The 23,133-nt window shown below is 73.1% G+C and carries 19 protein-coding genes and 1 riboswitch; of the genes, 8 read left to right on the forward strand and 11 right to left on the reverse strand.

Features of this window, described 5'->3' with window-relative positions:
- Positions 1-107: 107 nt before the first annotated feature.
- The 7 genes from KBZ10_RS26475 to KBZ10_RS26510 all read right to left on the reverse strand — a co-directional run bounded on the left by KBZ10_RS26475 (position 108) and on the right by KBZ10_RS26510 (position 7,138).
- The gene (locus KBZ10_RS26475) at positions 108-1,532 is read right to left on the reverse strand and encodes a HAMP domain-containing sensor histidine kinase (protein WP_210990262.1); all 1,425 of its coding nucleotides are present in this window, start codon (positions 1,530-1,532) and stop codon (positions 108-110) included.
- A 10-nt stretch (positions 1,533-1,542) separates the two neighbouring features.
- Positions 1,543-2,220, reverse strand: a complete 678-nt coding sequence (locus KBZ10_RS26480; protein WP_210990263.1) for a response regulator transcription factor — start codon at positions 2,218-2,220, stop codon at positions 1,543-1,545.
- A 19-nt stretch (positions 2,221-2,239) separates the two neighbouring features.
- A complete protein-coding gene (locus KBZ10_RS26485) occupies positions 2,240-2,500 on the reverse strand; it encodes a hypothetical protein (RefSeq protein WP_210990264.1) in 261 nt (86 codons plus the stop codon).
- Positions 2,501-3,082: 582 nt separating this feature from the next.
- The gene (locus KBZ10_RS26490) at positions 3,083-5,302 is read right to left on the reverse strand and encodes an NADP-dependent isocitrate dehydrogenase (protein ID WP_210990265.1); all 2,220 of its coding nucleotides are present in this window, start codon (positions 5,300-5,302) and stop codon (positions 3,083-3,085) included.
- Between the two features lie 259 nt (positions 5,303-5,561).
- The gene (locus tag KBZ10_RS26495) at positions 5,562-5,828 is read right to left on the reverse strand and encodes a hypothetical protein (protein ID WP_307847613.1); all 267 of its coding nucleotides are present in this window, start codon (positions 5,826-5,828) and stop codon (positions 5,562-5,564) included.
- Positions 5,825-6,232, reverse strand: a complete 408-nt coding sequence (locus KBZ10_RS26500; protein ID WP_210990266.1) for a DUF6247 family protein — start codon at positions 6,230-6,232, stop codon at positions 5,825-5,827. Before KBZ10_RS26500 ends, KBZ10_RS26495 begins: the two co-directional genes overlap by 4 nt.
- A gap of 594 nt (positions 6,233-6,826) precedes the next feature.
- On the reverse strand, positions 6,827-7,138 hold the full coding sequence (locus tag KBZ10_RS26510; RefSeq protein WP_210990267.1) for a Rho termination factor N-terminal domain-containing protein: 312 nt from the start codon (positions 7,136-7,138) through the stop codon (positions 6,827-6,829).
- Positions 7,139-7,338: 200 nt separating this feature from the next.
- Here KBZ10_RS26510 and KBZ10_RS26515 point away from each other — a divergent pair, with 200 nt between their 5' ends.
- The 3 genes from KBZ10_RS26515 to KBZ10_RS26525 all read left to right on the forward strand — a co-directional run bounded on the left by KBZ10_RS26515 (position 7,339) and on the right by KBZ10_RS26525 (position 9,487).
- Positions 7,339-8,241, forward strand: a complete 903-nt coding sequence (locus tag KBZ10_RS26515; RefSeq protein ID WP_247703030.1) for a helix-turn-helix transcriptional regulator — start codon at positions 7,339-7,341, stop codon at positions 8,239-8,241.
- Complete coding sequence (locus KBZ10_RS26520; protein ID WP_210990268.1) at positions 8,238-8,444, forward strand: DUF397 domain-containing protein; 207 nt, start codon at positions 8,238-8,240, stop codon at positions 8,442-8,444. The genes KBZ10_RS26515 and KBZ10_RS26520 overlap by 4 nt, the downstream gene beginning before the upstream one ends.
- A 284-nt stretch (positions 8,445-8,728) precedes the next feature.
- Positions 8,729-9,487: a class I SAM-dependent methyltransferase gene (locus tag KBZ10_RS26525; RefSeq protein ID WP_210990269.1), complete on the forward strand. Its 759-nt coding sequence runs from the start codon at positions 8,729-8,731 to the stop codon at positions 9,485-9,487.
- Positions 9,488-9,723: 236 nt separating this feature from the next.
- Here the strand turns inward: KBZ10_RS26525 and KBZ10_RS26530 are convergent, their stop codons facing one another.
- On the reverse strand, positions 9,724-11,871 hold the full coding sequence (locus tag KBZ10_RS26530) for a trypsin-like serine protease (protein ID WP_374223423.1): 2,148 nt from the start codon (positions 11,869-11,871) through the stop codon (positions 9,724-9,726).
- Positions 11,872-11,879: 8 nt separating this feature from the next.
- Here KBZ10_RS26530 and KBZ10_RS30670 point away from each other — a divergent pair, with 8 nt between their 5' ends.
- Complete coding sequence (locus KBZ10_RS30670; RefSeq protein ID WP_374223424.1) at positions 11,880-11,939, forward strand: hypothetical protein; 60 nt, start codon at positions 11,880-11,882, stop codon at positions 11,937-11,939.
- A gap of 54 nt (positions 11,940-11,993) precedes the next feature.
- On the opposite strand, the gene KBZ10_RS26535 is transcribed toward KBZ10_RS30670, so the two are convergent.
- On the reverse strand, positions 11,994-12,542 hold the full coding sequence (locus tag KBZ10_RS26535; RefSeq protein ID WP_210990271.1) for a hypothetical protein: 549 nt from the start codon (positions 12,540-12,542) through the stop codon (positions 11,994-11,996).
- A 482-nt stretch (positions 12,543-13,024) separates the two neighbouring features.
- Between KBZ10_RS26535 and KBZ10_RS30170 the strand changes: the two genes are divergently transcribed.
- Both KBZ10_RS30170 and KBZ10_RS26545 read left to right on the forward strand, forming a co-directional pair.
- Positions 13,025-16,408, forward strand: coding sequence for an ALF repeat-containing protein (locus KBZ10_RS30170; RefSeq protein WP_282107891.1), 3,384 nt, complete (start codon positions 13,025-13,027; stop codon positions 16,406-16,408).
- Between the two features lie 243 nt (positions 16,409-16,651).
- Positions 16,652-17,029, forward strand: a complete 378-nt coding sequence (locus KBZ10_RS26545; RefSeq protein ID WP_210990273.1) for a hypothetical protein — start codon at positions 16,652-16,654, stop codon at positions 17,027-17,029.
- Positions 17,030-17,258: 229 nt separating this feature from the next.
- Here the strand turns inward: KBZ10_RS26545 and KBZ10_RS30395 are convergent, their stop codons facing one another.
- Positions 17,259-18,329 carry a transglycosylase family protein gene (locus tag KBZ10_RS30395; RefSeq protein WP_210990274.1) on the reverse strand — a complete coding sequence of 357 codons (1,071 nt, stop codon included), beginning with the start codon at positions 18,327-18,329 and terminating at the stop codon, positions 17,259-17,261.
- 6 nt (positions 18,330-18,335) lie between these two features.
- Positions 18,336-18,546, reverse strand: a riboswitch (cyclic di-AMP (ydaO/yuaA leader).
- Between the two features lie 607 nt (positions 18,547-19,153).
- Between KBZ10_RS30395 and KBZ10_RS26555 the strand changes: the two genes are divergently transcribed.
- Positions 19,154-20,377, forward strand: a complete 1,224-nt coding sequence (locus KBZ10_RS26555) for a PP2C family protein-serine/threonine phosphatase (protein WP_307847615.1) — start codon at positions 19,154-19,156, stop codon at positions 20,375-20,377.
- Between the two features lie 238 nt (positions 20,378-20,615).
- Complete coding sequence (locus tag KBZ10_RS26560) at positions 20,616-21,500, forward strand: F510_1955 family glycosylhydrolase (RefSeq protein WP_307847616.1); 885 nt, start codon at positions 20,616-20,618, stop codon at positions 21,498-21,500.
- Positions 21,501-21,630: 130 nt separating this feature from the next.
- Here KBZ10_RS26560 and KBZ10_RS26565 read toward each other — a convergent pair whose 3' ends face one another.
- A complete protein-coding gene (locus tag KBZ10_RS26565) occupies positions 21,631-22,896 on the reverse strand; it encodes a cellulose-binding protein (RefSeq protein WP_210990276.1) in 1,266 nt (421 codons plus the stop codon).
- Positions 22,897-23,133: the final 237 nt, after the last annotated feature.

Consider the following 23,133-nt stretch of genomic DNA (forward strand, 5'->3'; position numbering starts at 1 on the left):
GCCGACGGCAGGCGCACGGGCGCGGACCGCCGAGCGCGGACCGCCGAGCGCGGCACGCCGGGCACGGGGCGGGTGCGCCGGGTCCGGTGGCCGGCGGGGTGCCCGGCTCAGGTCTCCGCCGTGCCGCCGCGGCCCGCGGCGCGGCGCGGATCCCCGCCCCCGGTCCGCCGGGGGTTCCGGCCGCCCGGCCACCGGTGGCCGTCACCGCTCGCGTCCACGGCCTCCCCGCCCCCTGCCGGCCCGAAGACCATCGTGACCCGGGCCCCGCCCCAGGGGCTCCGGTCGACCACCAGGCGTCCCCCGGCGGCCTCGGCCGCCTTGGCGGCGATGTCCAGGCCCAGACCGCTCGACCCGCCCTCGCTCGCGCCGCGGGCCGCCGCGAGGGCCGGGCTCTCGATGCCCGGCCCGGCATCCTCCACCACGAGGCGGGGGGCGCCCGACAGCAGGCCCGCGTGCACCGCGCAGCCCGTGCCCGGCGGCGTGTGGCGGAAGACGTTCCCGAGCAGGGCATCGAGCGCCGCGGTCAGGTCGTCCGCCGGGAGGTCCACCGGCAGCGGCCCGCGTCCCAGCCACACCCGGCACTCGCGGCCCTGGGCCTCGGCCAGCGCCGACCAGAACTCCATCCGGCCGCCGACCACCGCGGGGAGATCGCTGGCCGCGCGGCCGGGCAGCCGCTCCCGCGCGGGCCCGCTCCTGGTGGTGCTGATCAGGCTCGTCACCTCGCGGTCCAGAGCCGTGAGCCCGGCCCGGAGGCGGGAGTTGGCGGGGACGGCGAGCAGATCCGCCTCCAGCCGCAGGGCCGTCAGCGGGGTGCGCAGCCGGTGTGAGAGGTCGGCCAGCAACTCCCTTTCGGCCCGCATGAGTTCGTCGATGCGGTCGGCCATGGCGTTGAAGGCCCGGCCCACGCGCCGGACCTCGCGCGGGCCCTCGACCGCGACGCGGACCCGGAAGTCGCCCTCGCCCACCGCCGTGGCGGCGTGCGCCAGGTCGGTGGCGGAGCGGTTGAGCCGGCGCGCCATGCGGTCGGCGCCGGTCACCGAGATCAGGGTCAGCGCGGCCACGGCCCCGGCGAGGACGAGCCAGGCCGTGAGGACCCCCTCGGACCGCTCGTCCTCCCGTACCGCGGACTCGACCACGGCCGTCCCGCCGTCCGGCAGGGAGACCGGCAGGAGCAGGACCTCCTCACCGCCGGGCGGCCGGACCCACAGGGCGCGCCGCCGCTCCGCCGCCCGCTCGGCGTAGGCGGCCGGGGCGGGGCAGCGGCCGACGACGCCGTCGCCGAGGCGGACGCAGGTGGACCGCGCGTCGTCGCCGGAGCTGCGCCAGGCGGCCGCCAGTTCAGCGGGCTGCCGGGTGGCGCCGAGGACGGTGACCAGGGTCGCCGCCCGCCGTTCCGAGGTCTGCTGCGCCCGTTCGGCCGACTGCTGGCGCGCGAAGAACGCCAGGGGCAGGGCGAAGGCGAGGGCGGTGAGCAGGGAGATGCCGAGGGAGAGCCGGGCGTGCCAGCCGCGCAGCGTCATGGCGTCCGCCATCCCCGTGCCGTCACGACGGGGGCGCCTGGAGCCGGAGTCCGACGCCCCGCACGGTGTGCAGATAGCGGGGGGCGGCGGCGGTCTCCCCCAGTTTGCGGCGGAGCCAGAAGAGGTGGACGTCGATGGTGCGTTCGTAGACGTCGCTGCCGCGCCAGACCTCGGTGAGCAGTTCGCGGCGGGTGACGACCGCGCCCGCGCGGCGGGCCATGTAGGCGAGCAGGTCGAATTCGCGCCGGTTGAGTTCGATGGTCTTCTCCTCCAGGGTGACGCTGCGCGCCTGGAGGTCGAGGACGAGGTCGCCGACCTGGAGCCGGGAGGGCGGGGCCTGTCCGGACCTGCGCAGCACGGCGTGCACGCGGGCGGCGAGCTGTTCGCTGGAGAACGGTTTCACCAGGTAGTCGTCGGCGCCGTCGCGCAGCAGCCGGACGATCTCCGCCTCCTCGCTCCGCGCGGTCGCGATGATGACGGGGACGCGGCTGACGGCGCGCAGCATCCGCAGCACCTGGCTGCCGTCCAGATCGGGCAGTCCGAGGTCGAGCACGACGAGGTCGGGGACGGGCGGGGCGATGCGGCGCATCAGCTCGATGGCGGTGCCGACCGCCGTGACGTCGTAGCCCGCGGCGGTGAGGGAGCGGGTGAGCACGTCACGGACGAGGTCGTCGTCCTCGACTACCAGTACCGTGGGCATGCCGGAACGGTAGACGAACTCAGCCCCGGATACCGGAAGTCGGCGGGGAAACGCGGTCATCGGGGCCGTTCCAGGGGGAGATGACGAGTTTCTCCACCAGCAGCGCCGCTCCCCGCCGGTGGCGGAGGGCCGGGGCTCCGGCGGCGCGGTCGAGGGCGGCCCGCCGGGCCAGCCGGGGGTGCGAGGCCTCCACCACATACAGCTGGACACCGGGGATCCGGCCACCGGGTTCGCCGGGTTCGTCGCGCAGGGTGGGGATGCTGACGATCCACTTGGTCATCCCGGGACGCTCCTTCGGCGCGTGCCGCCGCGCATGCCTCCGCGGCGTTCCGGGTGCGGTGGCGGGCAGCCGCCGGTCCCCGCGGCACCCTCGCACATGGGCCTTACCGTCCCTTCGTCGTCACATCCAGCGGTGGAGCAGGAGCCGTGCCGCCCCGGAGGGCCCGGCCCCCGTGGGGGGGCTTGCGAGGGCCGGGCCCGGGCCGGGCGCGTCTCCCGGCCGGGTGCCGTCCGTCCGGGCCGGGAAGCCGGCGCACGGGGGTAGCGCTTCCCGGTCGGACAGTGCGGAGGGTGCGTCCGATGGAGGGTTCCGGTAGCCGCACCCTGAGCGGCGGTAGTCATCATGCCGAGGAAAACGGCATGCCATCGAGCGGATCCGATCAGAAAAACGCAGCAAGAACGTGCAGTAATACGCGCTTAACACAGCCGGGCCGCGTCCGTCACCGGAGCCGCGGACCGCACCGTCCGCCGCACACGCGACCGCCCCGGCCGGGCGGGATGCCGGCCGGGGCGGGGCCTTGCGGGGCGGGGCCTTGCGCGGCGGGGCCGGGGCGGAGGCCGCCCCGGCGCCACGGATGCCGGGTCAGCTCAGAGCGGCCAGCGCCTCGTTGAAGGTCTTCGACGGACGCATGACCGCCGAGGCCTTGGCCGGGTCGGGCTGGTAGTAGCCGCCGATGTCCGCCGGGGAGCCCTGCACCGCGGCGAGCTCGCCGACGATGGTCTCCTCCTGGGCGGCCAGGGACTCGGCGAACGGCGCGAACGCCGCCGCGAGCTCCGCGTTCTCCGTCTGCCGCGCCAGCTCCTGGGCCCAGTACAGGGCCAGGTAGAAGTGGCTGCCGCGGTTGTCGATGCCGCCGATCCTGCGGCTGGGCGACTTGTCCTCGTTGAGGAACGTGGCGGTGGCACGGTCGAGGGTGTCGGCGAGCACCTGGGCGCCCGCGTTGCCCGTGGTCTGCGCCAGGTGCTCGAAGCTCACCGCGAGGGCCAGGAACTCGCCCAGGCTGTCCCAGCGCAGGTAGTCCTCCTTGACGAGCTGCTGGACGTGCTTGGGCGCCGAGCCGCCCGCGCCGGTCTCGAACAGCCCGCCGCCGTTGATGAGCGGCACGACCGAGAGCATCTTGGCGCTGGTGCCCAGCTCCAGGATGGGGAAGAGGTCCGTCAGGTAGTCGCGGAGGACGTTGCCGGTGACGGAGATGGTGTCCTCGCCGCGGCGGATGCGCTCCAGCGAGTACGCGGTCGCGTCCACCGGCGACATGATCTCGATCGTCAGGCCCTCGGTGTCGTGCTCCGGCAGGTACGCGCGGACCTTCTCGATGAGGTTGCGGTCGTGGGCGCGGCTCTCGTCCAGCCAGAAGACGGCCGGGGAGCCGGTGGCGCGGGCGCGGGTGACGGCGAGCTTGACCCAGTCGCGGATCGGCACGTCCTTGGTCTGGCACATGCGGAAGATGTCGCCGGGGGCGACGCTCTGCTCCAGCACGGTCCCGCCCGTGCCGTCCACGGCGCGCACGGTGCCCGCCACCGGGATCTCGAAGGTCTTGTCGTGGCTGCCGTACTCCTCGGCCTTCTGCGCCATCAGGCCGACGTTGGGCACCGAGCCCATGGTCGACGGGTCGAAGGCCCCGTTGGCGCGGCAGTCGTCGATGACGGTCTGGTAGACGCCGGCGTAGCTGCTGTCGGGGATGACGGCGAGCGTGTCGGCCTCCTGGCCGTCCGGGCCCCACATGTGGCCGGAGGTGCGGATCATGGCCGGCATGGAGGCGTCGACGATGACGTCGCTCGGCACGTGCAGGTTCGTGATGCCGCGGTCGGAGTCCACCATGGCCAGCGCGGGGCCCTCGCCCATCTCGGCCTCGAAGGACTCCTTGATCTGCGCGCCCTCGGGCAGCGCGTCGAGGCCCTTGTAGATGGCGCCGAGGCCGTCGTTCGGGCTGAGGCCGGCCGCGGCCAGCGCCGGGCCGTACTGGGCGAAGGTCTTCGGGAAGAAGGCGCGCAGCACGTGGCCGAAGATGATCGGGTCGGAGACCTTCATCATGGTGGCCTTGAGGTGCACGGAGAACAGCACGCCCTCGGCCTTGGCGCGGTTCACCTGGTCCGCGAGGAACGACCGCAGGGCCGCGGCGCGCAGCACGGCCGCGTCCACGACCTCGCCGGCCAGCACGGGTACGGACTCGCGCAGGACGGTGACGGAGCCGTCCTCGCCCACCAGCTCGATGCGGAGCGCGCCGTCCTCGGCGATGACCGCCGACTTCTCGGTCGCGCGGAAGTCGTTCTCGGCCATGGTCGCGACATTGGTCTTGGAGTCGGCCGACCAGGCGCCCATGCGGTGCGGGTGCGCCTTGGCGTAGTTCTTGACGGAGGCGGGGGCGCGGCGGTCCGAGTTGCCCTCGCGCAGGACCGGGTTGACGGCGCTGCCCTTGACCTTGTCGTAGCGGACGCGGATGTCGCGCTCCTCGTCGGTCTTGGGGTCGTCCGGGTACGCCGGCAGCGCGTAGCCCTTCTCCTGCAGCTCGGCGACGGCGGCCTTGAGCTGCGGGATGGAGGCCGAGATGTTCGGCAGCTTGATGATGTTGGCGCCGGGGGTCTTCGCCAGCTCGCCGAGCTCGGCGAGGGCGTCCTCGATCCGCTGGTCCTCCTTGAGGTACTCCGGGAAGACGGCGATGATCCGGCCCGCGAGGGAGATGTCGCGGCTCTCCACGGTGACCCCGGCCTTCGAGGCGTAGGCCTCGACCACCGGCAGGAACGAGTAGGTCGCCAGGGCCGGGGCCTCGTCGGTGTGCGTGTAGATGATGGTCGAGTCAGTCACCTGGTGCTCCGCTCCACGTCACGTCGATAACATTGCTCGACATCAAGATATCTCCTGCCCCCGGGTGCCACGACAGGGCCCTGCCCGGTGCGGCGGCGGGTTCCCCTCCGCCGTTCCGGTACGGCGGAGGTGCGCGCCGGGCGTACGCGCCCCGGGCGCAGGCCGGACGGGCATACGCCGACCACCCCGGGGACGCGGCAACGGAGCCGTCGGTACCGTGACGTCCACGGCCGGTCTCAAAGGTGGGTGAACGGTGGGATCACCCGGGTGATCGCGATGAGCCGCAGGCGGGGAAGGGGCAGCGCGTAGAACCAGCCGTCGGCCAGGAGCGGGATACGCCGGGCCCCTCCCGGTACGCCCCTCCGGGCCCCTCGCCCAGGTCGGTGACATCGATGCCGACCTCGGCCAGCGCGACCATCTCTCCCGCGAGCCGCTCGACCTCGGCCACCACCTGCGGGGGCAGCCCCGCCACGACGTGCTCGGCGTCCGGGTCGTACTCCCAGCGCCAGTCGTCCCGATCGCTCACGCCGCTCCCTGGCGGTGGTTGATACCGGCCTCGGCGCAGGCTTCGTCGAGGATGCGGCCGATCTCGGCCGCGATCTCGCGAGCCCGGCCGATGTCCCCGACCTCAGCCGCGCGGGCCTCCAACGCGCGCAAACGGGCGGCTCGTTCGGGGTGACGCTCCACGGCCACGTAGACCGCCCACTGCCCGACGAAGCGGCGCATGGGTGCGGCGCTGACCTGGTCGCGGGATTGCTGCAACGCCGCCGCACGCTCGGCGTCGAAGGTCGGCAAGGCGTCCGGGGCGGTCACCGCAAGGGCGGCACGCAGTTCCTCCGGAGTGCTCGCGGGCTGGGCGATGCGGGGTTCCTCCGCGTCCGCGTCACCGCGGGCGGCATCGTGCCGCGGGTGTTCGGGCTGCGTGCTCATTGCGGTCTCCAGAGGGAAATCGGCCGGTCCGCTGAATCTCTTACGTTACGTCGCCGCACCGACACCGCGCAGGGTGGAACCGGAGCTTGTCACGGTTCACCCATCCGTATCCGGATCGGGGCCGTTGCCGTGACGGGGCTGGAGCCGCGCCCCGCCTCACTCCGCCGGAGCCGGAGCGGTGCTCGTGCCGTCCGCCCGGCCGCGGCCGTACCGCGCGAGTGCGTGGAAGGCAGCCTTGGGCTCCCACGGAAGGCCTGGGTACGCGGTGCCGGGCGTCGGCCGCGTGCCGCGCGGCCGTCTCCAGCCGGTTGCGGTCGCCTCGGCCGGGCGGCGGCCCGCGGCGAGGCCGCGCCCGATTCGCTGCACCCCCGGGTCGCCTCCGCGGCACCGCTGCGCAACGAGTACTTGACGAGAGGCGTCCCGGCCGTGCCGGACGCCGTCCTCACCGGGACCGTCGACGAGGTCTTCCTGCCACCGGTCCGCGGCCGGGGCCCGGTCGACGACGCGTCGGCACTCCCGTCGTGAGCCCCGCCCGCGCCACGCCGGTGCCCCGGCCGTCGAGCGGATCGGCCGGTACCGTGCCGTAGCTCCGGGTCAGCGGCCGAGCGCCCGGGCGAGTTCCTGCTTGTTCATCGAGGAGCGCCCCTCGACGCCCCGCTTCCTGGCCTCCTCGTAGAGCTCGTCCCGCGTCTTCGAGGCGCCGCCGGAGCTCTTGGAGCCGCCGGCGCTGCGGGATCGGCTGGAGCTGCCGCTGCCCGACTTCGTCTCGCCGGACTGCGCCCGCTTCTTGTTCACCGTCCGGGCCGCCAGCTCCTTGGCCCGTCCGGTCGAGGCACCGCGCTTCTCGGCGCCCTCCTTGATGTGCTCGTACTGCCGCTCACGCTTGGAACCGGGATTCCCGGGCATGTCCTCTCCTCCTTCGGAGCTCTTGTCGCGTCCTGCGCGCGGGTACCCCGGACCGGGGCGGTAACCCCGCCCGGTGGACTCCGGCCGTGCGGCCGCCCGGAGCCGGTACAGGCGGCCGGTGTACCGGCACGTCCGGCCGCTGTCCGGCCCGGCGGCAGTAACCGGACGGGCGCGGACCGGTTGAGCGGTGGGAGAGGGGGATGACCACCATGGCTGAACGCGAATCCCGGCCCGGGGCGGAAGACCCGGGACCGGAACAGCACCCGGATCCGCTGGACGACAGCGACGACGTGACAGACCTCTTCCGCGCGGTCGGCAAGCAGATCAAGCTGCTGCGCGAACGGGCGGGCCTGACGCAGAGAGAACTGGGCGAACGGCTGCGCTACGGCGAGGACCTGATCTCGTCGGTGGAACGCGGCCGACGCGTCCCGCAACCGAAACTCCTGGAGGCGGCGGACCGGGCACTGGACGCGGGCGGCCTGTTGAAGAGCGTGACGGACGACGTCGTCAAGGCCAGGACCCGGGCCCGTGTACGCCATCCGGCCTGGTTCCGTGACTACGCCCGTATCGAGGCGGAGGCGGCGGAGCTCAACTTCTTCAGCACGCTGACGGTGCCAGGACTGCTGCAGACGGAGGACTACGCGCGGCTCACGTTCAGCCTGCGACAGCCCCTGCTGCCCGAAGACGTCATCGAACAGCGCGTGGCCGCGCGGCTGGCACGGCAGGAGCTCCTGACCCGGTGGCCCTCCCCCATGGTCACAGCTGTCCTGGACGAGTCAGTGCTGCTCCGCCGGATCGGAGGACGGGAGGTCCAACTGGCGCAGCTCAGGCATCTTCACCACCTCGGGCAGCTCCGCAGCACGACGATCCAGGTGCTGCCGCTGAACTGCGAGGACTACGCAGGCCACGACGGCCCCTTCATCGTCCTGACGCCCAAGGGCAAGGAACAGGTGGCGTATTTGGAGGTCCAGGGAGTCAGCCGCCTGGTCACAGATCGCGATCAGGTCCGTATCATGACGGCTCGCTATGGAGGCATTCGGGGCCAGGCGCTCACCCCGCGCGAGTCCTTGGCCCTGATCGAGAAGATGCTGAGGGAACGATGAACGCAGCGGCGTCCGCGTCGGATACCACAAGGTTCGTCTGGTTCAAGAGCAGCTACAGCGGTGGCGAGGGCGGAGAGTGCGTCGAGGTGGCGGTCCGGCCCGCCACGGTCCATGTCCGGGACTCGAAGGACGCGCGGGGAGCGCGCCTGTCGTTCGGCAGCACCCCGTGGGCGGCCTTCGTGGATTTCGCCGCCGGGCTCTGACGGCGGCGGCCCGGGTATCTCGGAGGCGCTGCGGACCACCGTCCCCGGCGCCCCTTCTCCGTTCCCGAAGTTCTTCGGAAACCCGCTCCGGCGCGGCGTGGAAACCCGCCTCCAGAGCGCCCGGCCACGGCCGGAACGGCCGGGCGCGTACGGGCGGGTGCGAGACCCTTTCCGCACTCCCCCGGGCCTCCCCAACGCCCGCTCGCGCGGCCGGGGCACACGGCCCGCGCTGGGCATGCACCGCGTTCCGGCCTAGCGTTTGTCCCCTACCACGAGGGGGCCTGATGGACCGGAACATCCGCACGGTCGACGACGTGCTGAAGCTGCTCGACGGCCTGTTCGCGCCCGGAGCCGACCGGTGGACGGCCGGCGGGGCCTCCTTCTGGGACGGCTTCTACTCCGACCGCTCGAAGTCCGTCCCGTTCTTCGCCGCCAAGCCGGACGAGAACCTGGTCTCGTATCTCGACCGGGGCCTGATCGCCCCGGGGCGCGCGCTCGACCTGGGCTGCGGACCGGGCCGCAACGCCCTCTTCCTGGCCTCGGCGGGGTTCGAGGTGGACGCCGTCGACCTCTCCCCCACCGCGATCGCCTGGGCGGAGGAGCGCGCGGCGGAAGCCGGTGCGGACATCCGTTTCCACTGCGGCGACGCCTTCGAACTCACCGCGGCCGAACTGCCCGACGGCTGCTACGACTTGGTGTACGACTCCGGCTGCTTCCACCACCTGCCGCCGCACCGCCGCGTCAGCTACCTCGCCCTCCTCGACCGGGCCCTCGCCCCCGGCGGCCACGTGGCCCTCACCTGCTTCGCCGCCGGCGCGATGGGCTCCGAGCTCCCCGACGCGGCCTTCTACCGGGAAGGCGGGCTGCAGGGCGGGGTCGCCTACACCCCGGAGTCCCTGCGCCGGATCTTCTCCGACTTCACGGAGACCGAACTCCGCCGCATGCGCGACGAACTACCCGATTCCCCGGCCTTCGGCGAACCCTTCCTCTGGACGGCCCTCTTCCACCGCGGAACCGCTGGGCCTTCCAGGGTCCCGGCGTGAGGCTTCCCCCGCGCCTGCTCTCCGCACTGTTCCGGGGCCACCTCGGCGGAGAGACAACCCTGCGCCCCCCTCGCGGCCCTCATGGGGGTGGAGGTGGACCGCCTGCACGACCGCCTCGACCCGGTGGTCCAGGACCTGCCCGCCCAGGGCTTCGAAGCATTGGGGGCGGGGCGACCGGAAGCACTCCGGTCACCCCGCCCCCGTGTCCGTCCCCTGGTCCGGGGAGGAGGGAATCCCTACCGCACCGCGTAGCCGAAGCGGGCGCCGACGGCCGGGAGGCCGCCCTGGCCGGGCTGGTGGGTGGTGACCGCGGCGACCGCGCCGCCGGCCGTCACGTTGGACAGTGGCAGGGCGTGGACGGCGCCGGAGCCCGGGCCGTACGGCATGCCGACGTACAGGTGGCTGCCGGTGAAGTGGAGGCTCTTGCCGAGGTACTGGCCGGCTCCCGGCGTGCCGGGGATGCCGTCGCCGTCGCCGGCCTCCAGCCATCGGTCGTGGGCACCGGGCGTGCCCAGCAGCGAGAAGCTGAGGATCGCGCCCGCCCTGGCCGTGCTGCCGATGGCCTCGTGGGGGATGCCGACGGCGAGCTTCATCGTCTCCGTGGTGCTCACCGCGCGGGGCGCGGTGTTCACGGCGGTCACGGTGGAGCCGAAACGGTCGCCCGCCTCGGAGGTGCCGACCACGTCGTCGGTCGGGGTACCCGATTCGTACCAGCTGAGTCCGCTGTAGGTGCCCGTGGCGGTGATGCGGAAGGTCAGGACGGCGCCCGTTTCGGCCTGGTTGGCGCCGTCGATGGTCAGTCCCTCGCCGGGCGTGCCGACGGCGAGGATCGACTCCTCGGCGGTCGCCGCGCCCGACGGGCGGTACGGGGCCAGGGCCAGGGCTTTGCCGAACTCGTCGCCGGGCTCGGCACCGCCGGCGACCGTGTCCAGGTCCTGGTCGAGGCCGAACCGCGGGGTGGGCCGGCCCTCGGCGTTCAGCGTGTGGTCGAGGACCGCCACGTTGCCGGCGTCCGCGTCGGAGCCGATGGCCTCGCCGGGGGCGCCGACGGCGATGTAGTTGGCGTCGGCCGCGACGGCGCCGCCGAAGCCGTCGTTCGCCTCCACACCGCCGGGCACGCCCGTGCTGTCCTGGTGGAAGGCGATGTTGGTGGTGCCGTGCACGTAGAAGACGCTGCCCGCCTTGGCGGCGCCGTCGAGGCCCTCGCCGGGCGCGCCGATCACCACGAAGGGCTCACCGGCGGCGCTGACGCCGGCGGCGAGGGTCTGGCCGGTGCGGTCGCCCGCCTCGGCGGACGAGGCGGCCATGGAGCCCGTCCCGGTGCCCTGTTCGTAGTGGGTGGCCTTCTTCGCGCCGGTGCCGAGGCCGCCCGGGGCGCCGTGCAGGATGTCGACCATGCCGGTGTCCTTGGCGCCGCCGAGGTCCTCGGAGGGGATGCCGACGACCAGGTCGGTGCAGCCGTCCTGGTCGTAGTCGACGGTGTCGACGGCCTCGCCGAACCAGTCGCCCGCCTCGGAGCCGCCCGGCACCCAGTCGAGGTCCTGGTTGATCTCGGCGGTGCCCTTGCCGCCGCCGTGGACGATACGGACGACGCCGGCACCGGCGTCGCCGCCGACGGCCGCCGCGGGGTCGGCGATGGCGGTGTCCTCCACGCCGTCGCAGTTGAAGTCGGTGATGCGGGGCGCGCCGATCCGGTCGTTCACCCAGGAGGCCAGGTCGTCGACGCGGGCGGCGACGCCCCCGGTGCCGGTCACGGTCTCGTCCACGCCGTAGCAACCGCCCTGGTGGGACTGGCTGCTGAGGGCGGCCAGCCGGTGCGTGCCGTCCGTGACGCGGACCATGGGGCCGCCGGCGTCGCCCCTGCACGCGGCCACGCCGTCCTTGCCGGTGACCGTGGCGGTGGTGGCGGTGGTGGCGTCCACCGAGAACGTGCCGGTGTGCAGGTTCAGCGGCGCCCACTCCGTCGCGCTGCGGCCGTACCCGGCGAACTTCAGCTCCTCGCCGGCGGCGGGCGCGGCGGTGGCCAGGGCGATCGGGGTGACGTTGGTGACCGGGCGGCTCAGCCGGGCCAGCACCACGTCGCGGTCGGTGCGGGGCACGAGCTCGACGACCTCGCGCACCGCCCCCGCGGAGGTGCTCGTCAGGTCGGTGCGGCCGATGGTCGCGGTGGTCTTCCGGGCCGGCTTGCCCGCGGGCACCGTGAGGTCCGCGGCCGGGTTGTCGGCGAAGCAGCTGGCCGCGGTGAGCAGCCACTCGCGGTCGACCAGCACGCCGGAACAGCCCCGGTCGTGGGGGCCGACGGTGACCTGCGCGGTGTAGGCGTGGGTGGTCTCGGACGCGGGTGAGGCCGGGCCGGTGACCGCGCCGGCCGGGCCGGCGGCCAGAGCGGCCGATCCCAGGGTCAGGACGGCGGTCAGTGCGGCACGGCGCACGGGTCTGGTGTGTCTCATGAAGTCAGTCCTTTGAGGCGCTGGCAGACAGGGCTGGCGGAGGGACTCGCCGGGCACTACGCGGAGGTCCTGATCTCCACGAGCATGTGGGGGCGGCCCTCCGGGTCGGCGCTCTCGCCCACCGCCTGCCAGGTGTTCGCCGGAACGTCGACGGAGGACTCCTCGGTGCCGGCGGTCATGTCGAGTTCCGTGTCGTGCGCGCTGGTGCGGACGCCGTAGACGGAGGGGAGTTCCAGGGTCAGCCAGCCGCTGTTGCCGGTGACGGCGAAACAGATCCGGGCGTTGGCCCGGGAGTAGACCTCCAGCAGGCCGGTCCCGCTCGCGCAGTCGGCGAGCGTGATGCGGCCGTCGCCGCGCTTGAGGACGATGCCCTGCTCCGCGAGGATCTTGTCCGCGTTCGGGTAGTCGTAGGTCTCGACCGCGTAGCCCGGGGCCTCGTCGGCGACGGCTTCGGCGGAGGCGGCCCGCTCGCCGGCGGGCGTTCCCGGCTGGCCCCCCGTCAGCACGGCCCACGCCAGGGCACCGGCGGCCACGGAGCCGCCCAGGATGCGTGCCGCGAGGCGTCCGGTTCTTGTTCTCGGCGTGGTGGTGCCACGTTTCTTCATCGCAGTCCTCAGGGTCGTAACCGGCTCGGGAGCCGGAACGGGTTCGGAAATGGGTGTGAATGCTGCGGCGCGTCAAAGGCCCGCATTTTTCCCATGGAATCCACGCGACAGAAAACGTCCATGCTTGCGGAATCACCCCCCGCTCATATCCGCAGCCCTGTGCATACAAGGCCGCCGACGGAAGATCTGTCCACCCGTTGAACCACCGCAAACGGGCTCAAATCCACAACGGTCTCATGACCTGCGTCACAGTGCGGGAAGGTTGTCCGAGAAGCTGTATACGTTCCAAAAAGAAACGGTGTCCGGTGCATAACGTTCCGCTTTTCCCGGTCCGGGGGGCAGGGCGGCAAATCGCTATTGACCCGGCAATGAGCCGGCCGTACCTTCGGATCCGGCAGCCCGAAATCCCGTCGAAACAAAGCGGACTGAGGGTCTGTCATGTTTTTCTCGCAGCGCATTCCGTGCGCGGAAGGAGGCATATCTTGCCCGCATCACTGTGGAGCAGACGCCGGATCCTCACGAGCCTCGCCGGGGTGGCGGCCGTCCCCGCCCTGCCCTCGATCCTCACCCTGACCGCCGCCCCCGCCCACGCCGCCACGGCCGGCACCGTGGACACCGGCCTGCCCGACACCGACCGGGGCAAAGCCGTGTGGGCCTACAAGACGGGCGGACGGGCGACCCGCGAGGCCGCCGCCGCCGCCCTCGCCGGGTCCTCGGCCGCCGTATCGGCCTTCCTCACGGGCGACTTACCCGCGGTGAACGCCGAGGACAACCGCTTCACCGTTCTCTCCTCGCTCTCGCACGCGGGCACATCCACCCGCCAGGCGGCCGAGACGGCGTTGTCCGCGGGGGACGACGCGATCGCGGCCTTCCTGGAGAGCGGCTACGCCCAGCCCCTGGAGACCGACATGCGGGTCGCGGTCTTCACCATCCTCGACAACGGCGGCACCGCCGTGCGGCGGGAGGCCAACAAGGCGCTGGACGCGGGCACGTCGGCGGCACTGCGGACCTTCCTGGAGAGCGGCCAGTACACGGCGCGCGCCGAGGACGAGCAGGTCGAGGTCTTCAGGATCCTCTCCACCGCCTCCCCGCAGGTGAAGGTGTACGCCGAACGCGCCCTGTCCGAAGGCACACCCGAGGCGATCAGCCAGTTCCTCGCCTCCGGCCAGTACATCGCCCGCGCCCGGGACGAAGAGGCCGCCACGATCGACCAGTTGGTCAAGATCGTCGAACGCGAGGGCAAGCGCGCCCAGCTCCGGACGGAACAGGCCGTCGCGGCCTCCGACCAGGCCAAGGAGGCCGCCGCCAAGGCCAAGGAGGCGGCGCTCCGGGCCGCCGAGGAGGCCCAGGCCGCGCAGAACGACGTCCGCAAGTCGGCCGCCGCCGCCAACAAGGCGGCCGGTGCCGCCCGCGGTGCCTCCGCCGCCGCCAGCACGGCGATCTCCGCTTCCCGTGCCGCCCAGGCCGCCTCCGGCCGCGCCGCCCGCGCCGCGCAGGCCGCCGCTGCCGCCGCCGCGGCCGCCGGCGGTGCCGCCTCCCGGGCCTACGGCGCCGCCATCGCCGCCTCCAAGGACGCGTCCAAGGCAGCGGCCGCCCGGCAGGCCGCCCAGGGCGCCCGGGACGCCGCCGCGCGCGCGAAGACCGCCGCCGTCGCCGCCGACCAGGCCGCCATCGCCTCCCAGAACGCCTCCGCCGCAGGCGCCGCCGCCGCCGGTGCCGCGCAGAACGCCGCCGCGGCGGCCAACGCGGCCGCGAGCGCCGCCACCAGCGCCGGGGTGGCCCAGTCCCAGGCGGCCCGGGCCCGGGCCGCCGCCGCCGAGGCCGACGCCGCCGCCGCGCGCGCCACCCGGGCGGCGGGAACCGCCCGCGCCCTCGCGAACCGGGCGGCCGCGGCCGCCCGGGTGGCACGCGACGCCGCCAACAGCGCGGCCGAGCACGCCCTGAAGGCGGCCGACGCCGCCGAGGACGCGGCCGAGAACGCGGGCAAGGCGATCGAATACGCCAAGCGGTCCACCGAGTACGCCAACGCGGCCGTGACCGCGGCCACCACCGCCGCCGACGCCGTCACGGAAGCGAAGGAGGTGGAGCAGGCGGCCCGCGAGGCCGAGACCGCACGCATCGCCCAGGACACCGAACTCGGCATCGTCGAAGCCCGTGCCCGGGCCCAGGCCGAGACCGACGACACCAGGCGGGCCGACCGGCAGCGCACCCAGGCCGACCGGATCGCCACCGAGGTCAAGGACCTCATCGCCGCCGCCGAGTCGGCGCTGGACTCCGGGGACACCGCTGCGGCGGTCGCCGACGGCCGCAAGGCCGCCGTCAAGCTCCTCGACTCGACCGGCAGCTGGACCCGGGAGGCCGCCGAGTACGCCCTCTCCGGCACCGACGAGGACATCGTCAACTGGATCAGCGCGGACCGGCTCCTCGCCCAGGGCCAGGACGACCGGGAGAGCGTCCTCAGCCTCGCCCGGCTCGGCACGCCCGCCGTCGCCGAGGCCGCCTCCCGCGCCCTGGCCGACACCGCCCCCGGCGCGGTCCGCGACTTCCTCGACAGCGGCGCCATCGAGGCCGCCGCCGAGGACAACCGCGTCGCGGTCTTCGCGCTCCTGAACTCGAACCCCGGCGCGGCCGTCAAGGCGGGGGCCGAGGCCGCGCTGGAGGACGGCAGCGCCCGCGCCCTGCACCGCTTCCTCACCGTCGGCTTGGCGGACGCCACCAAGGAGGACGACAACGTAGAGCTCTTCCGCCTGCTCGACTCGGGCGGCCCCTACATGAAGTCGGCGGCGCAGATCGTGCTGGAGGGCTCCGCCCGGATGCGGCGCGCCTTCGTCGTCCGCGACAAGTTCAAGGTCGCCCGCCTCGACCAGGACCACGCCACCCACATCGCCGCCGTCCGCGCCGCCATCGCGCACGCGGCGAAGGTCGCCGCGAAGGCCCAGGAGGACGCCGCACTGGCCTCCAAGGCCGCCGCCGAAGCCCGGGAGGCCGCCGACAAGGCGTCCGAGTGGGCAGCGGCGGCACAGGACTACGCCAACAAGGCCGCGGCCTCGGCGAAGGAGGCCAAGGCCAACGCGGACGAGGCCGACCGCTCCGCCGCGGCCGCCGCCGAGTCCGCCAAGTCGGCGCAGTCGGCGGCGGCCACGGCGCGCAGCGCCGCCCGCTCCGCCAACTACTCGATGACCCAGGCCGTGGCATCCGCCAAGCAGGCGGTCTCGTCCGCCGCCTCGGCCCAGTCCTCCGCCTCCGCGGCCCGGGCCTCCGCCCTCCAGGCCGGCAAGGACGCGCAGGCAGCCGCTGCCGCCGCCAGCCAGGCGCGCGCCATCGCCGTCGAGAAGCGGCGCGCCGAAGCCGCCGAAGCCGCCCGCAGGGCGGCCGAAACGGCCAGGCAGAACGAGCAGGACGGCACCAACCCCTCCGACAAGCCCGAGCACGACGACAACACCGGCGACACCAAGTTCTGGGGCATGTGGCCGGAGGACGCGGGCGACGTCAAGGACTGGGCGGCGGCCACCGGGCACTGGAGCACGGTCCTCGGCGGGGTCTCGCTCGGTCTCACCGTCCTCGCCCCGTTCACCGGGCCGTTCGCCCCCATCGTCGGGGGCGTTGGCCTGGGAGTCGGGCTCGCGTCCTGGGGCATGCAGGGGGTGAGCGCCCTCCTGTCCCTGGGCTACGAGGGCGGCTGGAGATCCCCCGAATTCCAGCAGGCGCTCGGCGTGTTCGTGATCGCCGGCATCTTCCAGGGCAAGGGGGCGATCTTCCGCAACTTCAGGATCGGCGGGGAGACCGTGGCGCAGCAGGTCGGTGCCAAGATCTCCGGCGCCGTCAGTGACACGGTCACCACGGTGGTCGGCCTGCTCACCTGGTGAACCCCGGGCGGGTGGGGTGGTGCGCGTCCACGCAATAGGGTGTACGCGCATCGCCCCGCCGCCAACTCGGGGGAATCCGTGCCGTCTTGCCGTCGGGAGCCCCGGAAGGGCAGTTCCCGCGTCCGGGCCGGCCCGCGGCGCACCCGGCGGGTGGGCGGGGCCGTGGTCCGCTTCCCGAGCCCCTCGGACGGCATCGAGGCCATCGCCGTCACCCCGTAAGCCCGCACCGGACGGAGACCTGCTGTGCTGACCTCTCACTTCTCCCGCGCCGACTGGTGGATCGCCGCCTTCGTGGCGGGCACCGCGGCCGCGGTGGCCTTCCAGTCCCTGATCCTCGAGAGGAGGAACAAGTGGAAGGTGATCGTGCTCCCCGCCGGCGCGGCGCTCGCCATCGGCCTCGACTCGGCCGTGCGGGAGTACGAGGGGAACACCCCGCTGGAGCTGTACACGCTGGCCATGCTCAGCCTCGCCCTGACGAGGGTCGTCTTCGCACGCTACATAGGGCGCCAGATCGAACTGGCCCGCTCCGGACAGCCCGTCCAGGAGCCGACGGGCAAGCAGATCGCCGTCTTCGTCCTCACCTTGATGGCCATCATCCTGGCCATCGCCGTCACCCTCTGAGCCACCCGGCCGGAGCCCCCGGTGCCGCTCCCCCGTGCCGCGCCGGCTCCCGGGCGCACCGGTGACGGCGCGCGGCCGGCCGGCCGGTGCCCGCGTTCTCCTGGACGCGTTCACGGCCCGGCCGAGGTGGCCCGGAGGGTGACACGCGCGAGGGCCGGAAGGGGGTACGCCCCTCCGGCCCTCGCGGCCACTGCGCCGCCGTCCGTTCCGGCCGGCCGCGACGGTCCGGTCAGTAGGGGCCGTTGACGTTGTCGATCGACCCGTAGCGGTCGGCCGCGTAGTTGCAGGCCGCGACGATGTTGGCGACCGGGTCGTACTGGCTGTTCGCCGTGCCCGGCACGTGGTACTCGTCGAAGGTCGGCTTGATGACCTGCAGCAGACCAATGGACGGGGTGCCCTTCTGGGCGTTGATGTCCCAGTTGTTGACGGCGTTCGGGTTGCCGTCCGACTCCCGCATGATGTTGCGGTGGATCCCCTCGTAGGTGCCGGGGATGCCGTGCTGCTTCATGATGTCCAGGGCCTCGCGGATCCAGCCGTCCAGGTTGTTCGGGTAGGACTTCCCGGAGGCGGAGGCGGAGGCGGAGGCGGCCGGGGCGGGGGGCGCGGGCTTCGCCTGCTGCGCCGCCGTGCCGCCGTGCCCCGCCCCGGTCAGCGGGGCGTCGAGGGAGAGCTCCTGGCCGGGGAAGATCAGGTGCGGGTTGTCGCCCACGGTCTCGCGGTTGGCCGCGTAGACGGCCTGCCAGCCGCCGTCGACGTCGTGGACGGTGGCGATCCGGTGCAGCGTGTCGCCGCTGACGACGGTGTAGGACTCCGGACGGGCCTGCTTCCGCTCGGCCTTCGGCTGCGCGGCCTTCGGCTTGGCCGGGGAGGCCGCCTTCTGCTGCGCGGCCGTGTCGATGTCCGGCGCCCCGGAGTCCCGGGTCAGTCCGGCCCTGGGACCGCAGGTGGGCCAGGCGCCCGGGCCCTGGGCGGCGAGCAGCTTTTCGCCGGCGGCGATCTGCTGGTCCTTGGTGGCGAGGTCGGCGCGCGGCGCGTACTCGGTGCCCCCGACCGACTGCCAGCTCGACTGGGAGAACTGCAGTCCGCCGTAGTAGCCGTTGCCGGTGTTGGCGGACCAGTCGCCGCTGCTCTCGCAGGCGGCGACCTCGTCCCAGACGGCGACGGGAGCGGCGTTCGCGCTGCCCGCCGTCAGCAGGGGTGCGGCGATGCCCGCACCACCGGCCGTGAGAACGACGGAAACGCGCGAGGCGTGACGGGAAATCATAGAAGTGCGCGGGCGGCGATGGCGGCCACGAGACATAGGTGTGCGTCCTCTCCTGCGCCTGCGAGGTTAGCTGTCGGATTCGGGCTGGAGTTGCCCGGCCCATTCCCCTGCGCCAGGACGCGTTCGGAATGGGCTTCACCCCTAGCCGGACCGCGCGAAAGCACGGCACGGCAGTATGTGGTTTCCCCGCTCCTGCCGCGTTGAGCTGCTGTTTCTCCACCGGCCGGGCGGCAGGACTCGGCGTGTTACCGGCGGTGGAACCCCCGTCATGGGGCGGAGGCGAGGACACATAAACACAGCGATTTGGTAAAGACAAGACGAGCGGAAACGATCTCATTCCGAACCGCAGCCGATCCCGCCATTACGGACACCGTGCGCACCCGGCTCTTACCGGAGGGTAAATGACCTGCACAGCGCCGGGTACTCAATTCTCGGCACACCAAGGAGAATCCGGGATTCCCGCGGTAAAGGATCTCTTCGGGCCGGGCGGGCACCCGGCGGGGAATGTGATACAGGACACGCCCCAACGGCGGGTCCGCCACAAACAGTCCCGAGCGTAATGAAGTGGACTTTCCAGGTAAGACACCCAATTAGAACTTTGCGCCACGCATGCCGTGCCCAGTCCACGGACCGCCGGTCGCCGGTATCGCCGGTCGCCGGTTCCCGGCGGGCACACCGTCTCCGCGGGCGGCTCGGCCCGTCCCTGCGGCGCCCGGCGGCGTGCCGCCCCGAAAGCACCGGGTGACATCCGGAGCGGTGGGTAGACGGAACTACCTCCGCGGTCAAGGGGCGGAACCGGCCGATGTCGTCCGGACCGCCGGGCCCCGCGGAGTTTCCGTGAGCGGAAGGAGGCGGACGCCGTGACCGACGCGGTGCGGGTGGGAAAGGTGCTCACCGGCCTGATGCAGGCCGGCCACACCACGGCGCTGGAGCAGCTGCCGGGCGTCGTGGCCGGGCACGCGGACACCGTGGGCCTGCACGATGTGGCGCTGTTCGCGGTGGACCTCCAGGAGAGGGTGATGCGGCAGTTGACCGGCCGGGGACCGGACGCGGGCGAGGGCGGAGAGGAGCTGGCCGTCGACGGCACGCTGCCGGGCCACGCGTACCAGAACGTGACCATCGTCACCGAGTCCGCCCCGGCGGCGGCAGGGGGCCGGCGCCGGTGGTGGGCCCCGGTCACCGATGGGGTGGAACGCCTGGGCATGCTGCGCGCGGACACGGCCGCCGAGGACGAGGAGACCCGCGACGCGGTCCGCGACCTGGCGTCACTGGTGGCGCTGCTGCTGCTCAGCAAGCGGTCCTTCAGCGACTCGTACGCCCGCCTGGTGCGCAGCAGACCGATGAACGTGGCCGCGGAGATGCAGTGGAACCTCACGCCGCCCCCTGCCTTCGCAGGCCACGGCGCCACCGTCAGCGCCGCCCTGGAACCGGCCTACGAGGTCGGGGGCGACGCCTACGACTACGCCCTCACCGGCACCAATCTGTACCTGGGCGTCTTCGACGCCATGGGCCACGACACCACCGCCGGGATCACCGCCAATGTGGCGGTGTCCGCCTGCCGCAACGCCCGCCGCCAGGGCGCCTCCCTGGCGGACGCCAGCCGGATGGTGGAGAAGACGCTGAACGAGCAGTTCGGCACCAGCCGGTACATCACCGGGATCCTGGCCGACATCGATCTGGTCACCGGCCGGCTGACCTGGGTCAACCGCGGCCATCACCTGCCGGTGGTCATCCGCTCGGGCAACGGACCCCGCCAGCTGGCCTGCCCGCCGGCGGGTCCGATGGGCGCCTCCCTGGGCCTGCCCGTGACCGTGTGCGAGGAGCAACTGGAGCCCGGCGACCGCCTGCTGCTCTACACGGACGGCATGACCGAGGCCCGCGGGGCCGACGGCAAGCAGTTCGGCATGAGCCGCTTCGTGGACTTCGTCCTGCATCACCACGGTGACGGGCGGCTCCCCCTGCACGAAACGCTGCGGCGCCTGATGCACGCGGTGCTCGACCACCACGACGGCAAGCTCGACGACGACGCCACCGTCCTGCTCGCCGAGTGGGCCGGCGGCCGCCAGGAGGACCTGGTCCCCTGAAGCGGCCACCGGGCCGGCCCCCGCCCCCACCGGCCCGGCACGATCGGTGGACGGCGTACGTTGGAACCGGTGGCGGACGGCATCCTGGCCCGGTTCGCCAACGGCCGCACCGACAGGCGGCACAGACCGAACCGACAGGCGGCGCACGCCGGCCGGCACGCGCCACGCGCCGCTCCGACCCGAGGATCTCCGTATGCCCGCCCGTTCCCGTTCCCGTTCCCGTCTCCGTTCCCGTTCCGTGGCCGCGACCTCCGCCGCCGCTGTCGTCCTGCTGGCCGTCACCCTGAGCGGCTGCTCCAACGGCTCGGACGGACACGGGGATTCGTCCTCCGACGGACACTCCCGCACAGAGGCTCCGGGCGCCGACGCGATCAGCCACATCCACGGGCTCGGCGTCAACCCGGGCGACGGCAAACTCTACGTCGCCACGCACCACGGTGTCCTCGCGGTGGACGACGACGGTTCGTCCCGGCGCGTGGGCGACACCGCCGACTACATGGGCTTCACCGTCGCCGGGAAGGACACCTTCCTCGGCAGCGGGCACCCGCCCGAGGGGAGCGGCGACCACGCCAACCGCGGCCTGATCAGGAGCACCGACGCCGGGAAGACCTGGACCTCCCTCTCCCTCGCGGGCAAGGCCGACTTCCACTCCCTCGAAGAGGTCGACGGCACCATCTACGGCTACGACAGCACGGCCGGTCTGCTGCGCGTCAGCGAGGACGGCGAGAAATGGGACGAGCGCGCCCAACTGGCGGCCCTGGACATCGCCGTGGACCCCGCTGACCCCGGCACCGTCCTCGCCACCACCGAGAGCGGCGTGGCACGGAGCACCGACGGCGGCAAGACCTTCGGCACCGGGAGCGAGCCGGTGCTGACGCACCTCTCCTGGGCACGGGGAGCGAAGGGAGAGGCGCTCTACGGCATCGCCCCCGGCGGGGAGGTGCACCGCAGCACCGACGGCGGAAAGAGCTGGACGGAGACCGGGACCGTGCCCGGCGGGCAGCCGCAGGCGCTGACGGCCGTCGACGCCGACCGTGTGCTGGCCGCCACCGGGGACGGGGTCCACGAGTCGCGCGACGGCGGCAAGACCTTCACCCGGCGCCTGGCGATGTCCGGGGACTGACGGCGTCCGGGCACTGTCGCGGAGAAAGCCGGAGCCCGGCGCGGCTCGCGCGCCGGGCTCCGCGACTCACTCCGGGAACAGGCCGGTCCGGGGCCGGTCCGCCGGCCCCTTCCCCACGGCCCGGCCGGGATCAGTCGGTCAGGGTCGGGGTCTGCCAGTTCCTCCACTGGGAGAGGTTGCCGGACTTCTTGCCCGAGATCCTGATCGTGCCGGTGCTGCTGCCCGTCCCCAGCATGTACGTCTGGATGTGCTGCTGCAGCGGGCCGCGCCACTCGGACCGGCTGGCGCAGTGGTTGCCGTCCTGGATGTCGGACCAGTACGTGATGTTGCCGCCGGCACCGAGCGCCTTGTAGACCTCCGCTCCGCCGAGGGCCGCCACGCTCCCGGAGGTCGCGGCCAGCCAGTCGATGTGCGGGTTCTCCATGATGAAGAGTCCGCGCGGGGCGACCATGCCCACGATCTCGTGGGTGTCCACCGGCAGCCCGGACGGATTGCCGGTGTACGAACCGAACGCGTCACCGAGCCACGGCTGCTCCCCGTAGCCACTGCTCAGCGGCTGCGCGCCGTTCTCCCGCGGAATGCTGCGGAAGGCGGGGGCACCGCCGGTGCCCGACTCGATCGGCATGGTGAGAGCGATGCGCTGGTCGAACGCACCGGCCACGAAGGCGCCCTTGCCGTACCGGGAGCAGCCGGTGACGCCGGTGCCCTCGGCCTTGAGGACGCTGCCGTCCGACTGCTCGATGACGTCGATGATCCGGCTGACGCCCCATGCCCAGGCCATCAGCAGTCCGGTGCTGCTGCTGGAGCCGTAGACGCTGTAGAAGGCGCCCTGCTTGTTGTTCCGCGGGGTTCCCTCCCGGCCGACCGCGAACGGGTCGAAGCTGATGACGGCGGCGCCGGCGGCCTTGATCGTGGCGGTGTCCGCCCCGAAGCCGCCGTAGACGATGACGGCCGGGAAGGGGCCGGAGCCGCTGGGCAGCTCGACGCGGGCGGAGAAGCTCGAACTCCGGCCGCTGTCCGAGACATTGACGGTGATGTTGCTGCGGGAGACCGTGCCCGTGACGCTCTGGGGCTTGGCGGGCTTCGTGCCGTAGACCGTCTTCTCCGCCAGCTTCTTGATCTCGGCACGGCGGCACCGCCAGTCGGACTTGGCGGTGACGCGCGAGCCGTCCAGCCTCGTGAACGGGTCGGGAAGCAGGGAGTTGGCGGGTGTGGAGCCGGGGTCGGGCACGTTGCAGTCGGCACCGTCGAATTCGACGTCGGCCGCGAACCGCGGGGTGGCTCCGGGGCTGCCGGCGGCCACCGCCTGTGGGCCGAGGGTGGCGACGCCCAGGCTCGCGACGGTCACGAAGACCGCGGCGGCCCAGGTCCGCGGCCGGTATCGATGGAAGCGCATGTGGGGGAACCTCCATAAGGAAGGCGCGCAGCCGAGGGAACGGCTCCCTGGCCGACGACATGGAGCCGCGAAGTTGACACCGCGCGCCAGATGGTGGGAAACGTTCGGGCCGTCAGGCGGCTGCAGCTGCCCCCAGACTCCAGCCACGGCCCAGAACACTCGCACGGTATAAGGGCGTTGACCGCCCCCACAAGCCCGCGCCGGACAGGCCTGTCAGGCGCCGCGCCGTGCGCCCGC

It is taken from the genome of Streptomyces sp. F63 (genome assembly GCF_018070345.1).
Taxonomy (GTDB): Bacteria; Actinomycetota; Actinomycetes; order Streptomycetales; family Streptomycetaceae; genus Streptomyces.